The sequence below is a fragment of the Thioalkalivibrio sp. ALE21 genome, from assembly GCF_003208255.1.
Classification (GTDB): domain Bacteria; phylum Pseudomonadota; class Gammaproteobacteria; order Ectothiorhodospirales; family Ectothiorhodospiraceae; genus Thioalkalivibrio; species Thioalkalivibrio halophilus.
This window is the reverse complement of the sequence record NZ_QKMA01000028.1, coordinates 1-14,487: the sequence shown is the minus strand read 5'-3', so window position 1 is coordinate 14,487 and position 14,487 is coordinate 1. Positions and strand designations below refer to the sequence as shown.

14 protein-coding genes are annotated in these 14,487 nt (G+C 66.5%); 13 read left to right on the top strand and 1 reads right to left on the bottom strand.

The window, feature by feature from the left end:
• The first annotated feature begins 380 nt into the window (after window positions 1–380).
• From D893_RS13045 to D893_RS12995, 11 genes are all read left to right on the top strand, one after another.
• Window positions 381–1,988 (top strand): mannose-1-phosphate guanylyltransferase/mannose-6-phosphate isomerase, encoded by a 1,608-nt coding sequence (locus D893_RS13045; protein ID WP_110620022.1) that lies wholly within the window; start codon window positions 381–383, stop codon window positions 1,986–1,988.
• Between the two features lie 227 nt (window positions 1,989–2,215).
• Complete coding sequence (locus tag D893_RS13040) at window positions 2,216–2,686, top strand: pilin (protein ID WP_110620021.1); 471 nt, start codon at window positions 2,216–2,218, stop codon at window positions 2,684–2,686.
• A 217-nt stretch (window positions 2,687–2,903) separates the two neighbouring features.
• Window positions 2,904–3,356 carry a pilin gene (locus D893_RS13035; RefSeq protein WP_018947715.1) on the top strand — a complete coding sequence of 151 codons (453 nt, stop codon included), beginning with the start codon at window positions 2,904–2,906 and terminating at the stop codon, window positions 3,354–3,356.
• 231 nt (window positions 3,357–3,587) lie between these two features.
• Entirely contained in the window at window positions 3,588–4,145 is a 558-nt protein-coding gene (locus D893_RS13030) for a TIGR02281 family clan AA aspartic protease (protein WP_244269241.1), read from the top strand.
• A gap of 341 nt (window positions 4,146–4,486) precedes the next feature.
• Window positions 4,487–4,813 carry a MarR family EPS-associated transcriptional regulator gene (locus D893_RS13025; protein ID WP_110620020.1) on the top strand — a complete coding sequence of 109 codons (327 nt, stop codon included), beginning with the start codon at window positions 4,487–4,489 and terminating at the stop codon, window positions 4,811–4,813.
• 140 nt (window positions 4,814–4,953) lie between these two features.
• Entirely contained in the window at window positions 4,954–6,120 is a 1,167-nt protein-coding gene (locus D893_RS13020) for a nucleotide sugar dehydrogenase (protein WP_110620019.1), read from the top strand.
• Between the two features lie 21 nt (window positions 6,121–6,141).
• Window positions 6,142–6,996, top strand: a complete 855-nt coding sequence (locus D893_RS13015; RefSeq protein ID WP_110620018.1) for a Wzz/FepE/Etk N-terminal domain-containing protein — start codon at window positions 6,142–6,144, stop codon at window positions 6,994–6,996.
• A gap of 47 nt (window positions 6,997–7,043) precedes the next feature.
• Window positions 7,044–8,759: a bifunctional sulfate adenylyltransferase/adenylylsulfate kinase gene (locus D893_RS13010; protein WP_110620017.1), complete on the top strand. Its 1,716-nt coding sequence runs from the start codon at window positions 7,044–7,046 to the stop codon at window positions 8,757–8,759.
• 431 nt (window positions 8,760–9,190) lie between these two features.
• On the top strand, window positions 9,191–10,198 hold the full coding sequence (locus D893_RS13005) for an NAD-dependent epimerase (RefSeq protein WP_110620016.1): 1,008 nt from the start codon (window positions 9,191–9,193) through the stop codon (window positions 10,196–10,198).
• An 82-nt stretch (window positions 10,199–10,280) separates the two neighbouring features.
• Window positions 10,281–10,703, top strand: coding sequence for a hypothetical protein (locus D893_RS13000; protein ID WP_210434111.1), 423 nt, complete (start codon window positions 10,281–10,283; stop codon window positions 10,701–10,703).
• Complete coding sequence (locus D893_RS12995; protein WP_110620014.1) at window positions 10,700–12,112, top strand: ImmA/IrrE family metallo-endopeptidase; 1,413 nt, start codon at window positions 10,700–10,702, stop codon at window positions 12,110–12,112. The genes D893_RS13000 and D893_RS12995 overlap by 4 nt, the downstream gene beginning before the upstream one ends.
• A gap of 76 nt (window positions 12,113–12,188) precedes the next feature.
• Here the strand turns inward: D893_RS12995 and D893_RS12990 are convergent, their stop codons facing one another.
• Window positions 12,189–13,544 (bottom strand): MBL fold metallo-hydrolase, encoded by a 1,356-nt coding sequence (locus tag D893_RS12990; RefSeq protein WP_110620013.1) that lies wholly within the window; start codon window positions 13,542–13,544, stop codon window positions 12,189–12,191.
• Window positions 13,545–13,767: 223 nt separating this feature from the next.
• On the opposite strand from D893_RS12990, the gene D893_RS12985 reads away from it, so the two are divergent.
• Entirely contained in the window at window positions 13,768–14,061 is a 294-nt protein-coding gene (locus D893_RS12985; RefSeq protein WP_246863936.1) for a hypothetical protein, read from the top strand.
• 18 nt (window positions 14,062–14,079) lie between these two features.
• Complete coding sequence (locus D893_RS12980; RefSeq protein WP_110620012.1) at window positions 14,080–14,373, top strand: type II toxin-antitoxin system HicA family toxin; 294 nt, start codon at window positions 14,080–14,082, stop codon at window positions 14,371–14,373.
• Window positions 14,374–14,487: the final 114 nt, after the last annotated feature.

The window sequence follows — 14,487 nt, the reverse complement described above, 5'->3', positions numbered from 1 at the left end:
GAACCCACATGCAGTCGAGCTTGTTCTTGCTGACATCAATGCCGATATGAGCCATCTCGTCCTCTCGCCTTGTCCGTACAGCCTCACCCGTCCTTCACGGGGGGCTTGGATACCGTTCAAACTTCGAGATGAGAAGGGCGCGGGGACCGATCTACGGAGCAGGTTCAAGACCTCAGGAGGCCAACGGGTTACCCCGAGCCCGGTGCCACAGATGGTAGCGCTCCCTCTGCGACGACACACAAGGAGGCCAGCCCCCTGGCCGATCAGGCCCTGGAGACAGCCCGGACGCACAATCGGCCGGAGGGCCGGCCTCCCACAGGGAAGGGAGGGCGTAGGAGGCCAGCCCCCTGGCCGATCCGGCGCTGGGGTATGATGCCGACATGGACGATACCGTGATCCAGCCCGTGATCCTCGCCGGCGGTTCCGGGACGCGCCTGTGGCCGCTCTCGCGCGAGGCGCATCCCAAGCAGTTCCTGGCCCTGCCGCATGCCGATGGCCCGACGCTCCTGCAGCAGACACTCGCCCGCGTAACCAGCGCTTACCCCGGTTCGACCACCCCCCGCGGGAGGCCGGCCCTCCGGCCGACCAGCTCCGGCGCCCGATCGGCCGGAGGGCCGGCCTCCTACCGGGCAGGGTTTGGTTGTAGGAGGCCAGCCCCCTGGTCGATGCCCCCGGAACCTGCTGCGGAGCCAGATCCGGGGCCAGCCCCACACCCCGCCCCACGCTTCGCCCTCGCCCGCGTCATCGTCGGCGCCGAACACCGCTTCCTCGCCGCCGAACAGCTCCGCAGTGCCGGCCACACCGACCTGCCGCCACTGATGCTGGAACCCGAGGGCCGCAATACCGCCCCCGCCATCGCCCTGGCCGCCGCCTGTGAAGAAGCCGCGGGCCGCGACCCGCTGCTGCTGGTCCTGCCCGCCGATCACCACATCGCCCGCACCCGCGACTTCCACGCGGCCGTGGCCCGCGCGACCCCTCTGGCCGAAGAAGGCTACCTCGTCACCTTCGGCGTTTCCCCCGAGCACCCCGAGACCGGCTACGGCTACATCCGCCGGGGTGAGCCACTGGGTGATGCCGGCGCCCGCGTGGCCCGCTTTACCGAAAAGCCCGACGCCGCCACCGCCCGGCGCTACCTGGAAGAGGGCGGCTACCTGTGGAACGCCGGCATCTTCCTGTTCCGCGCCTCGCGCGTACTGGCCGAACTCGAACGCCACGCCCCCGACATCCCGCGCGCCGCGCGCGCCGCCATCGCCGGCGCCCGGCACGACCTCGACTTCCTCCGCCCCGACCCCGAGGCCTTCCGCCAGGCCCCCGCGCGCTCCATCGACTACGCCGTGATGGAAGCCACCGATGCCGCCGCCGTCACCCCGCTGGACGCCGGCTGGACCGACATCGGCTCCTGGGAGGCGCTGGCCGCCCTGCAGGCCCCGGACGCACAGGGCAACCACACCCGCGGCGACACCGTACTGGAAGACTGCACCCGCAGCCTGGTGGAAGGCCACGACACCCTCGTCGCCGCCCTCGGCCTGCAGGACACGGCCGTGATCGCCACCCCGGACGCCGTGTTCGCCGCACCCCGCGACAGGCTCCCCGAACTGCGCGCCCTGGTCGAACGCCTGCGCGAACAGTCCCGCCCCGAGGTGCACCAGTACCCCACCGTGCACCGCCCCTGGGGCCACTACCGCAGCATGGAGACCGGCGAGCGCTACCAGGTCAAGCACCTGCACGTGCGCCCCGGCGCGCGACTCTCCCTGCAGCGACACCGCCACCGCGCCGAACACTGGATCGTGGTCGCCGGCACCGCCCGCGTCACGCGCGGCGAGCAGGTGTTCGACCTGCACGAGGATCAGTCCACCTACATCCCCGTCCACGGGATCCACCGCCTGGCGAACCCGGGTCCGGGGCCGCTGGAGGTGATCGAGGTGCAGACGGGGGATTATCTGGGAGAAGACGATATCGAACGGCTGGAGGGGCAGAGGACCGGGTAGGCCCCTTGTAGGTGACACGCTTTGTCACCTCGGGTGACGAGATTTGTCACCCTGCTGGGAGTGACGAAATTCGTCACCCCTGTTGGAGCGGGCTTCGCAAGTGAAATCCCGCATAAACAGAAAGATAGGCATTTTCATTATTTTGGCATGGGTGATGCATGACTCCGGGTGGCTACCCAAAGGTGGCTGGACTCTGGTCCCGCTAATCCATGTCAAGGAGACATACCATGCAGAAAATGCATCGCTCCGCCCAAAAGGGCTTCACCCTGATCGAACTGATGATCGTCGTCGCGATCATCGGCATCCTGGCCGCCATCGCGCTGCCGGCCTATCAGGACTACACCGCTCGTGCCCAGGCGGCAGAAGGACTTTCCGTAACCTCCGGCCTCCGCACCGATATCGCTGAGCGTGTGGCCACCGGTCGTACCGTCGATTTTGATCCTGATACGACCGAACTCGAACGCGGTGAATATATCGACTCTATCGATTATGCTCCTGAAGGCGATGATGGGCCGACGATTACTATCACTTGGGATTCGGAGAATTCGGGCCTGTCGGGTAGTATGCTGCTGTATCCCCGTGACTGGGATGACGGTGAGGGCGATGAGGAACCCGAGAATAACAACATTGCGGGCTGGATCTGCGCCGAAGATGGCATGGCCGAAAATCACCTCCCGGGTGGTTGCCGCGACGACTGATCTAGCGCAGTGAAGCGTCAGCCGGAGTCTTCTTCGGCACGGTGAGAAAGGCCGCCCTTCGGGGCGGCCTTTTTTGTTTCAGAAAATGTGTCTGACTCCTCATTTTTGGCACATGAAATGCTTTTTGTAGCTTGAGCGCTGGTGCAGAGGCCTCTGCAGGGTCGGCTGCTCCGGGCAATCCATAAGGCATTTATCGGGCTTCGAGGAGAGAGTCACCATGACAGGCAGGACGACGCAGGGCTTCACGTTGATCGAATTGATGATCGTTGTGGCGATCATCGGCATCCTGGCCGCGATCGCGGTTCCGGCCTATATGGAATACACCGCGCGGGCGCAGGCCGCCGAGGGTGTGACGATTACCGCCGGGTTGCGCCAGGACGTGGCGGAAAGGGTGGCTCAGGGAAGGAGCCTGGAGGGCATGAATACGGATGGCTATGATTTCGAGCCAGCGAAGTATATCCGTGAAGTGGAGCTGGAAAACGACGAGGATGATGGCCTGACGATCATAATTCGCTGGGATGGGGACAACTCGGCGCTCGGGGACACGAGCATGACGTTCCGGCCGAAGAATGCGGATTATGCGGATGACGGCAACGTGGCCGGCTGGTACTGCGCCGCAGCCGACGACATGGCCGAGCGGCACCTCCCGAGAGGATGTGTCGAAGAGTGATCCAAATGAACTCCCGGGGCAGTGCCAATCGACCATGATCGTGTCCTCGTTTTGCCCTGGCCTTGCGCACACGCGTGGGCGCGTAACCGGGTATGGGGGGCTCATTACATGAGTAAGCTCGCGTCGGGTTGGGGTGGTCGCCTCGGGTGGCTCCTGTGTTTGGGGTTTCTCCAGGTCGCCCCACTGTCTGCGGGTGAGATCACCGTCCACGCGGTATTCGATGGGCAAGCGGTGATCTCCGTGGACGGCGAGCGGGCCGTGGTGGCCGAGGGCGAGAGCGGTCCCGGCGGGGTTCGGGTGCTGCAGGCGGGCGGCGGGCGTGTGCAGGTGGAGTTCGCGGGGGAGACCCGCTGGCTGGACCGCGGGGCGGGGGCTTCGCGTGGTGGCGTGACGGGTGGAGCGGGTGGTGCCGCAGGGAAAGCCGTCGGCCCCGGGGTCACCGTGTACACCGATTCGCGCGGGGTGCACAGCCTGACCGTGGGCGTGAACGGCCGGGCCATCACCATGGAGGTGGACCGCGAGGCCGAATCGGTGATGCTGCGCGAGCGCGACGCCGAACGCGCCGGGGTGGACGCCGACGCCGGCAATACCGTGCACCTGCGTACCGAGCGCGGCCGCGTGAACGCCCGCCGCGTCACGCTGGATGAAGTGCGGGTGGGCGGCATCCGCCGCAGTGGCGTGAGCGCGGTGATCGTGCCGGACGATCACATCCACCGGGCGCGCCTGGGGCGGACCTTCCTCGATCGGGTGGAGGTGGAGCCCAGCGGTGACGCGCTGATCCTGCGGTAGGGGGTGCCCCGGTTCGCCTGCAAGCAGGCTCCCACAGGCCGATGTGGGGGTGCGTAGGAGCGGCCTCGGCCGCGAACGGACGGGCGGTTGCCTCGGGCCCAACCTGTTCGCCTGCGAGCAGGCTCCCACAGGCGGATGGGGAGGCTGTTCGCGTGCGGGCACGCTCCCACGATGGGCGATGTGTCCTTGCCGGTCCACGGGGGGTGTGGTCCAATATGCTCCATTCGTTCAGGGGCTGAACGGCGCCGGCCGTGCGCCGCCGTCCGGATGCACCCGCGTATTGTATTCGCGGGTCGCCCCTCCCGGCACCGACGTGCCGAAAGCCCCTCGAAGGCGGTGAATTGCAGCGAGACGAGATCCAGTATCGAATTCTGAAGATCCTTCAGGACCATCCCGAGCTGAGCCAGCGCGAACTGGCGGAACGGCTGGGGGTGTCGGTGGGCAGTGCGCATTATTCCCTGAGGGCGCTGATCGACAAGGGCTGGGTCAAGGCTGGCAACTTTGCCCGCAGTGAGAACAAGACCCGCTACCTGTACAAGCTTACCCCTCATGGCGTGGCGGAAAAGGCCCGGCTGGCCCGTGCGTTCCTGAAGCGCAAGCGCGAGGAGCATGCCGCCATTCAGGCGGAGATCGCGGCGCTGGAGGAAGAGCTGAGGCAGAGCCGGTAGGAGGCCAGCCCCCTGGCCGATGGGGCCGTGTTGTAGGAGCGCAGCCCCCTGCGCGATGGGGCGTGTCCAGGGCCCGATCGGCCGGAGGGCCGGCCTCCTACGGGGGCGGGAAATTAAAACAGACCAGGAAGGATGACGGAATGAAGATTGCGGTGGCCGGAACCGGTTATGTGGGCCTGTCGAATGCCGTGCTGCTGGCGCAGCACCACGAGGTGGTGGCGCTGGACGTGGTGCCGGAGAAGGTCGAGAAGATCAACCGGGGCGAATCGCCGATCATCGATGCCGAGATCGAGGAATTCCTGGGCAACGGCTCCCTGAACCTGACCGCGACCCTGGATCCGCAGCAGGCGTACCAGGGCGCGGAGTTCATTATCATCGCCACGCCCACCGACTACGACCCGCAGACCAACTACTTCAACACCCGCTCGGTCGAATCCGTCATCCGCGATGTGCTGGCCATCAACCCGCATGCCACGATGGTCATCAAGTCCACCGTGCCCGTGGGCTACACGCGCGATATCAAGGCGCAGATGGAGACCGACAACGTCGTGTTCTCGCCCGAGTTCCTGCGCGAGGGCCGGGCGCTGTACGACAACCTGCACCCCTCGCGGATCATCGTCGGTGAACAGTCCGATCGCGCCGAAACCTTCGCCAACCTGCTGGCCGAAGGCGCCGTGGACGACGACACCCCGATCCTGTTCACCAACTCCACCGAGGCCGAGGCGATCAAGCTGTTCGCCAACACCTACCTGGCCATGCGCGTCGCCTATTTCAACGAGCTGGACAGCTACGCCGAGACCCACGGCCTGGACACCCGGCAGATCATCGACGGCGTGTGCCTGGACCCGCGCATCGGCAGCCACTACAACAACCCTTCCTTCGGCTACGGCGGCTACTGCCTGCCCAAGGACACCAAGCAGCTGCTGGCCAACTACGACGAGATCCCCAATAACATCGTCAAGGCCATCGTCGACGCTAACCGCACGCGCAAGGACTTCGTGGCCGATGCCGTGATCGCCCGCGACCCGCAGGTGGTCGGCATCTACCGCCTGGTGATGAAGAGCGGGTCCGACAACTTCCGCGCCTCCGCCATCCAGGGCGTGATGAAGCGCATCAAGGCCAAGGGTATCGAGGTGATCGTCTACGAGCCGGAGCTTCCGGACGACGAGTTCTACCGCTCCCGGGTCATCCGCGACCTCGAACAGTTCAAGCGCGAGGCCGACGTGATCGTCGCCAACCGCATCACCGACGACATCCGCGACCAGACCCACAAGATCTACACCCGCGACCTGTTCAACAGCGACTGATTCACAAACAGGAAACGATTCATGAATGACCCGGCCGGTGTGCAGACCCGCCCCTACGACCACGAAATCAGCCTGTACGACCTGTGGGACGTGTTGATGCGTCGGCTGCCCGCGCTGCTGGGGGTGGCCGTGCTGACGGTGCTCGCCGGCGTGGCGTATGCACTGGCACAGCCGGTGGAATACGAGTATCGCACGGGGGTGGACCTGCCGCGTGTGTATTCGGGAGGCCTGGGGAACGTCGTCTCGCAGGATATGGCGATCACGCGGCTTGAGGACGAGCTGATCTCCGAGCAGCGTTCGGCGCTCTTTGATGGTGAAGAGCGGGGACCCCGGGTGAACGTTCGGGAGCGCGGTTCCGACTACAGCCTGATGCTGGAGTCGACCAGCACGCGCGAGGGTGCGGAGAACGTGGCGGATCTGCACGAGGCGGTGGCCGGGGCCCTGGCGGACCGGCTGCGGCCGCGTTATGAACGCAGTCTTGCCGGCAGCATCCGGCCCCGGGAAAATCGGGTCGCGGAGCTCGAAAGTCAGATTGATTTGCTGCGGGCCGACCTGGACTCGCTGTACGAGCGACTGGACGAAGAACGCGAGGTCACCGGCCTGATCGTGGCCCAGCAGATCGGTGATATCCGGCGGGACCTGGTGGAGTTGCGCACTGCGCGCGTGGATGCTCAGTCGCAGGTGGAGACCATCGAGGCCATGAGTCACGACACGGAGCTGACGTATCTGATCAGTGAATCCGAAAACCCCGTGGGCCCCAGCCGCTCCCTGATCGTCGCGCTGTCGGTGGTGCTGGGCGGCATGCTGGGGCTGTTCGTTGCGTTCTTCTGGGAGTTCGTGCACAACGCCCGGCACCGGCGCACCAACGAGGCCTGAACCCCTTGCCAACGGACCAATCTTTGTAACAAGGAATCCCCGTAACCATGGATCTGATCACCCCCTACGGCGGGACGCTTTGCGACCGCTACGTTGACGAATCCACCGCGCGCGAGCTCAAGGAGCAGGCGCAGGAGATGCCGAGCTGGGATCTGACCGAGCGTCAGATCTGCGATGCTGAACTGCTGCTGAACGGCGGTTTCTCGCCGCTGACGGGTTTCATGCGGCAGGCCGACTACGACGGCGTGCTGGGCAACATGCGCCTGGCGGACGGCCAGCTCTGGCCGATGCCCATCACCCTGGACGTGAGCGAGGCGTTCGCCGAGCAGGCCGCGCCGGGCACCCGAATCGCGCTGCGCGATGCCGAGGGCGTGCTGGTCGCCGTGATGGACGTGGAGGACCGCTGGACGCCGGACAAGGCGCGCGAGGCGCAGCAGGTGTTCTCCACCACCGACGTCGCGCATCCGGCGGTCAACTACCTGATGAACCGTGCCGGGGCAGTGTACCTGGGCGGCACGCTGCACGGGGTCGAGTCCCCGGTGCATTACGACTTCCGCAACTATCGCTACAGCCCGGCGGAGCTGCGCGAGTACTTCCGCAAGCTGGGATGGAACCGCGTGGTCGCGTTCCAGACGCGCAATCCCATGCACCGTGCCCATGTCGAGCTCACGCGCATGGCCGCGCGCCAGACCGAGGCTAACCTGCTGATCCACCCGGTGGTGGGCATGACCCGCCCGGGCGATGTGGATCACTACGTGCGCGTGCGTTGCTACGAGCACGTGCTGCGTCAGGCGCCGGAGCAGACCACCCAGCTCAGCCTGCTGCCGCTGGCCATGCGCATGGGCGGACCGCGCGAGGCGCTGTGGCACGCCATCATCCGCCGCAATTATGGCTGCACCCACTTCATCGTCGGGCGCGACCACGCCGGCCCCGGCCCGGGCTCCGACGGCGAGGACTTCTACGGCCCGTACGACGCCCAGGAACTGATCCAGAAGTACGCCGACGAGATCGGCATCGAGATGGTGCCGTTCCAGGCCATGAGTTTCGTGGAGGACCGTGCCGAGTACGTGCCGGCCGACGAGGTGCGCGAGGACGAGGAGGTGCTCAACCTCTCCGGCACCGAGTTCCGCCGCCGCCTGCGCGAGGGGCTGGATATCCCCGAGTGGTTCTCCTACCCGGAGGTGGTGGCCGAGCTGCGCCGCAGTTTCCCGCCGCGCCATCAGCAGGGCTTTACCGTGTTCTTCACCGGGCTTTCGGGTTCGGGCAAGTCGACCATCGCCAACGCCCTGCGGGTCAAGCTGATGGAGCTGGGCGGGCGCGCCGTCACGCTGCTGGACGGCGATATCGTGCGCAAGGAGCTCTCCAGCGAGCTGGGCTTCTCGCGCGAGCACCGCGACATCAACGTGCAGCGCATCGGCTTTGTGGCCAGCGAGATCACCAAGAACGGCGGCTGCGCCATCTGCGCCCCCATCGCCCCCTACACCGACATGCGCCGCCGTGTGCGCGAGCGCATCGAGGACGCGGGCGGGTTCCTGGAGATCCACGTGGCCACGCCGCTGGAGACCTGCGAGCAGCGCGACCGCAAGGGCCTGTACGCCAAGGCGCGCGCCGGCCTGATCAAGGAATTCACCGGCATCGACGACCCGTACGAAGAGCCGGAGCACCCGGAGCTGCGGATCGACACCCGCGAGATGAGCCCGGACGAGGCGGCCCACCGGATCCTCCTCAAGCTGGAAGGCATGGGGTTCATCCGCAACCCGTAACCGGTGGGAGGCCAGCCCCCTGGCCGATCGGGGCCTCGCCAACCCGCCGGGGCCGGATCGGCCGGAGGGCCGGCCTCCTACGGGCCGGGGCCGCCGGGGTACCTCGTAGGAGGCCAGCCCCCTGGCCGATCGGGCCACGCCAACCCGCCGGGGCGGATCGGCCGGAGGGCCGGCCTCCTACGGGCCGGGGCCGCCGGGGTACCACGTAGGAGGCCAGCCCCCTGGCCGATCGGGCCTCGCCGACCCACCGGGGCGGATCGGCCGGAGGGCCGGCCTCCTACGGGCCGGGGGCGCCGGGGTACCTCGTAGGAGGCCAGCCCCCTGGCCGATCGGGGCCTCGCCAACCCACCGGGCCCAATCGGCCAGGGGGGCTGGCCTCCTACGGGTCGAGGGCGCACGATAACCGAACAAAAGCCGAACAAGGATACGACATGAAGATCCTCATCACCGGAACGGCCGGGTTCATCGGCAATGCCCTGGCCCTGCGCCTGCTGGAACGCGGCGACGAGGTCGTCGGTGTCGACAACCTGAACGACTACTACGACGTCTCGCTCAAGAAGGCGCGGCTGGCCCGCATCCAGGACCACGAGCGCTTCACCGAGGAGCGCGTGGACATCGCCGACCGCGAGGCGATGCAGCGGGTGTTCCGCGAGCACCGGCCGCAACGCGTGGTCAACCTGGCCGCCCAGGCCGGCGTGCGCTACTCGCTGGAGAACCCGGCCGCCTACATCGACACCAACCTCGTCGGCTTCGGCAACATCCTGGAAGGCTGCCGCCACAACGGCGTGGAGCACCTGGTCTACGCCAGCTCCAGCTCGGTCTACGGCGCCAACGAGGAAATGCCGTTCTCCGTCCACCACAACGTCGACCACCCGCTCAGCCTCTACGCCGCGAGCAAGAAGGCCAACGAGCTGATGGCGCACACCTACAGCCACCTGTACCAGCTACCCACCACCGGCCTGCGGTTCTTCACCGTCTACGGCCCGTGGGGCCGGCCCGACATGGCGCTGTTCATGTTCACGCGCAAGATCCTCGCCGGCGAGCCCATCGACGTCTTCAACTACGGCAACCACCGGCGCGACTTCACCTACATCGACGACATCGTCGAAGGCGTGATCCGCACCCTGGACCGCCCGGCCCAGCCCAACCCCGAGTGGAGCGGGGCGCAGCCCGACTCCGCCACCAGCGCCGCCCCCTATCGCCTGTACAACATCGGCGCCCACCGCCCGGTGGAGCTGATGCACTACATCGAAGTGCTGGAAGAGAACCTCGGCAAGAAGGCCGAAAAGAACCTCCTGCCCCTGCAGCCCGGCGACGTCCCCGACACCTACGCCGACGTCGAAGACCTGCGCGCCGACACCGGCTACGAACCCACCACCAGCGTGGAAGAAGGCGTGGCCAGCTTCGTCGCCTGGTACCGCGACTACTACCAGGTCTGACCCGCCGCCGTTCGCGGATGGGGGCATCACCGTAGGAGCGGCCTCGGCCGCGAACCGGAATTCTGGACGCAAGGAGATGCCAGTGACTGACGAGAACGGTCCCCGGTGGCGATACGAACGTGGAGAAGGGCGAACCAAGCACCTGTGGCACAATGATTACGCGGGTTTTGAGCCGTCGCCCAAGGGTCCGGTCGGAAAGTGCCCGAAAAGCATAACCCGTGACCTGGCCGAGGAACTGCTCAACAAAGAGGCGATTCCGTTCTACGAATCAGAGGACAGCCAGTGGCCCGATCGGTTTCACGCGGTTTACAGGGGTGTGATCTACGAAGCCGTGCCCACACAGCCCGGGTATTCCTACCATGCATATCCATGGCGTGGTGATCTTCGGGGCCCTACCTTTCTGACTCGCAAAACGCTGAAGGCGCTGCGAGAAAAAGCAGACAAAAGGGGCGAAACGAAAGAGCTTGAGAGCTGGCTCCGACAGTTCGGGGGAGCATTGCGATGATGTTCGGATACGCTGACGGATTACAGATCGAACTGGATCTGGAGCCGGCCTCGCTCGAGGGGCTTGCCGAAGGTCGTTGTCGCATGTTCCTGGCGGGTGAGCCGGTGTGGGTGGGCGAGGGCGAAGCACCGGACGGCTGCGGTGGGTACCTCGAGTGGACATGGGTCGACATGCTGGAATTTCTGGGGCGTTGGTGGCCCTGGCTGGTGCTGGAGGAGGATTATCCTGTACCTGTTTCGCCGGCATTCCCTTCCCAGTTTCTGGCCGAGTGCGAGCGCCGTTGGGACGGCATGGCAGACGAGCAGGTCGATGACGAAGAGCTGGAAGCCCATCGATTCCTGGCGCGTCACGACCTCGCATCGGCACCCAGGGGGCTGTTCCTGCCTTCCCTGATCATCATGCGACAGGGGAAGACCGCTCAGATTTCGGCTCCGGGGTTGCCGCGTGAGGTTATTCGCCCCTGGCGCGAGGTCGAGACAGTGCTGGAAGCCGCAGGCGAACATCTGTCCACCGCCTGCGCGGAAAGCACGCAGCCGCGTGCCCGTCAGGCCGTGGGTTGGTGGCAGGAGCGCCGAGAGCGAACCGAGGCTCGGGAGTGGATGCTGACCACGCGGCTCGAGGAAGATGCGCCCGGACGGTTCGAGCAGGCCGGCATTGATGCCGACGAATGGCAGTGGCCGGAACTGCGCGCCGTGGCACGGATGGCCTTCGACAGCGTTGTCAACGCCGATCAGCAGGCTGAATTGCTGCGCCGCATCGTGGATTGTCCCGCTCGAGCAACGCCCGAGCTCGATCGCATTGAAGCGTCGATCGGGGAGCAACTGGATGATGCCGAGCCCCCCTATCGGCAGGGCTACTGGGCGGCGAGCCGGCTGCGTGACTGGCTGGGCCTGTCGCCCGAAGCCGCTGTGGAGCCGGGTGAATGGCTGAAACGCTGGGGTGTGCATGTTGAGGGCATCAATCTGGGAGCATGCCCGATAGAAGCCGTGACCGTGTGGGGCGAGCGCCATGGCCCCCTGGTGCTGGTCAACCACGCGTCGGAATCGCGTGCCGGTCACGAATACGGGGAGCGCGCCACACTCGCCCACGAGATTGCCCATCTGCTACTGGACCGGCAGGGCGCGCTCCCGGTGGCGGAAGTGCTCGGCGGACGAACACCGGAATACCCCGAGAAACGGGCTCGAGCCTTTGCCGCCGAACTGCTCTTGCCACGTGACGTGGCCGCCAGGGCCGTGGAACAAAGCGCCGACCTCACCGAGGCAGCCGAACGGCTGCGCGCCGATTACCGGGTGAGCCGGGAACTGCTGGCATGGCAGATCACCAACTCGGGAGCCGCAAAACAACTGCAGAGCCGTCAGGAGAAGGCACTGCTCGAGCAATGGCGCTCGGGGAGGGCCGGGGTAACTTGACCGGCACGGCCCGGGCCCCTTCCGGTTCGCGTAGGAGCGGCCTCGGCCGCGAACCGGACGGGCGTGCGCCCCGGGCTCAACCTGTTCGCTTGCAAGCAAGCTCCCACAGGGCCTCCCGGGCGTGGGGTTCGCCGTGGACCAGGCGGATGTCCTGCGGGCCGGTGCGGATGCCGCGCACGAAGCGCAGGAGGTCGGCCTGGTCCGCATGGGCGGAATAGCCGCTGATGCTGTCCACCCCCGCGCGGATGGCGTAGCGCTCGCCGTCCAGCTCCACGTGGCCGCCGCGGCCGGCGGCCTGGATGGCGCGGCCCGGCGTGCCCTCCGCCTGGTAGCCGACGAACAGCACGTGGTGGCGTTCGTCCTCCAGCATGGCCTTGAGGTAGTTCACCACCCGGCCGCCGGCGGCCATGCCGCTGGCGGCGATCACCACCGCCGGGCGGCCGGAGCGGGCCAGGTAGTCCACCGTCTGCAGGTGGGTGTCGTGGTCGGCCACCGTATACAGGTTCTCGAAATCCAGCGGATGCCGCCCGGCACGCAGGCGCTGGTGCGCCTCGGCATCCCAGAACGGCTTCAGCTCGCGGTAGACCTCGGTAAAGCGCGCGGCCAGCGGCGAGTCCAGCACCACCTCCATGTCGCGCCAGCGCCGGTTGCCGCGATGGATCAGCCCCTCCAGCTCATACAGCAGTTCCTGCGTGCGGCCGATGCTGAAGGCCGGCACGATCACCGTGCCGCCGTTGGCATGGGCATGCTCCACCGCCGCCCGCAGCCGCGCCGCGCGCTCGCGGCGGTCGCCGTGGAGGCGGTCGCCATAGGTGCTCTCCAGCACCAGCGTATCCGCCCGGCGCGGCGGCTTCGGCGCCGGCAGCAGCGGCGCCCCGGGCGCGCCCAGATCGCCGGAGAAGACCACCCGGCGCGAACGGCGCTCCCCCGGCTCGCGGAAATCGAACTCCACATAGGCCGAACCGAGGATATGCCCCGCACGCTGCAGCCGCACCCGCGGGGCGAGGGCGGCATCTTCCACCGGCAGCGCATGCCAGGCGTTGTAATCCAGCGCCACCAGCCGCTCGTCGATGGTCCCCAGCACCGGCTCGATCAGCTGCCGGTCGCGGGTAAAGCCCACGCGCAGCGCATCCTCCAGCATCAGCGGCAGCAGCCGGGCCGAGGGCTTCGAACAGATGATCGGCCCGTCAAAACCCGCCGCCAGCAGATACGGCAGCCGCCCGATGTGGTCGATATGCACATGCGTGACCACCAGCGCCCGGATATCCTCCACCGGAAACTCGATCGCATGGCGCTCCAGCGTATCGCCGGGGCCGTGGTCGCGCCCCTGGAACAGCCCGCAATCCACCAGAAACGAATCCCGCGCCGACAGCCGCAGCCGGTGGCAACTGCCCGTCACGCCCTCGGCACCTCCGTGATGCACGATCTCCATATCGTCTTCCCTGACCGTAAGCGAACCCCGACCATACATCGGACCATGCCCAAAGCGCACTTGATTTGCCCCACGATTCATGGCCCAATCCGCAGTTCGTTCAAGCGGTGAACAACCCCGCGCAGGAGGCCGGCCCTCTGGCCGATTGCCCTGATGCCAGATCGGCCAGAGGGCTGGCCTCCTACAGGCAAATCAAACAGGAATCCACCCGTCCGGCCATCCCATGCTCAGCACCTACCGCAAAGCACTCTCCCTGCTCAGCCGCAAGGAAAAACGCCGCGGCGGCCTCGTGCTCGGCATGGTCATCGTCATGGCCGTGCTGGAGACCGCCGGCGTCGCCTCGGTCATGCCGTTTCTGAGCGTGCTGGGCAACCCCGAAGTGGTGCAGGCCAACCCGGTGCTCAACAGCGTGTACGAAGGCCTCGGCTTCACCTCGGTGGATGCCTTCATCCTCGCGCTGGGCGCGGCCGCCTTCGGGCTTATCCCGTTCTCCGCTTATCCACCCCGGGCCGGGTGACACTGTATATGGTGTCAGATGTCTGCTAACGTAAAGGATGTACTGCAGCAGCTCCAGGGTGCGGGCGGTTCCCTGCGATGCGATGAATTGCGACGGTTGCTCGAAACCCTGGGCTTCGAGGTCCGCGACGGGAAGAAAGCAGGCCACAAGGTGGTCACCCATGCCGGGCTGCCGAGTTTCTACTCGACCTCCTACACATGCGGACACGGGAAAAACCCTGAAATCAAGCTAGCTTATGTCCGGAACATCCGCAAGATGCTCGAGGAGCGGGAGCCGGAATTGAGCCAATGGCTGAAGGGAGAGACGTCATGAACGCACAGGACTACGGGATCACGATACGCCGGGTTATCGAGGAGGGAGAAGCCTGCTTCGAGGCCCGGGTACGAGAGCTGCCGGACGTTGTCGAATACGCCGACACCCACGACG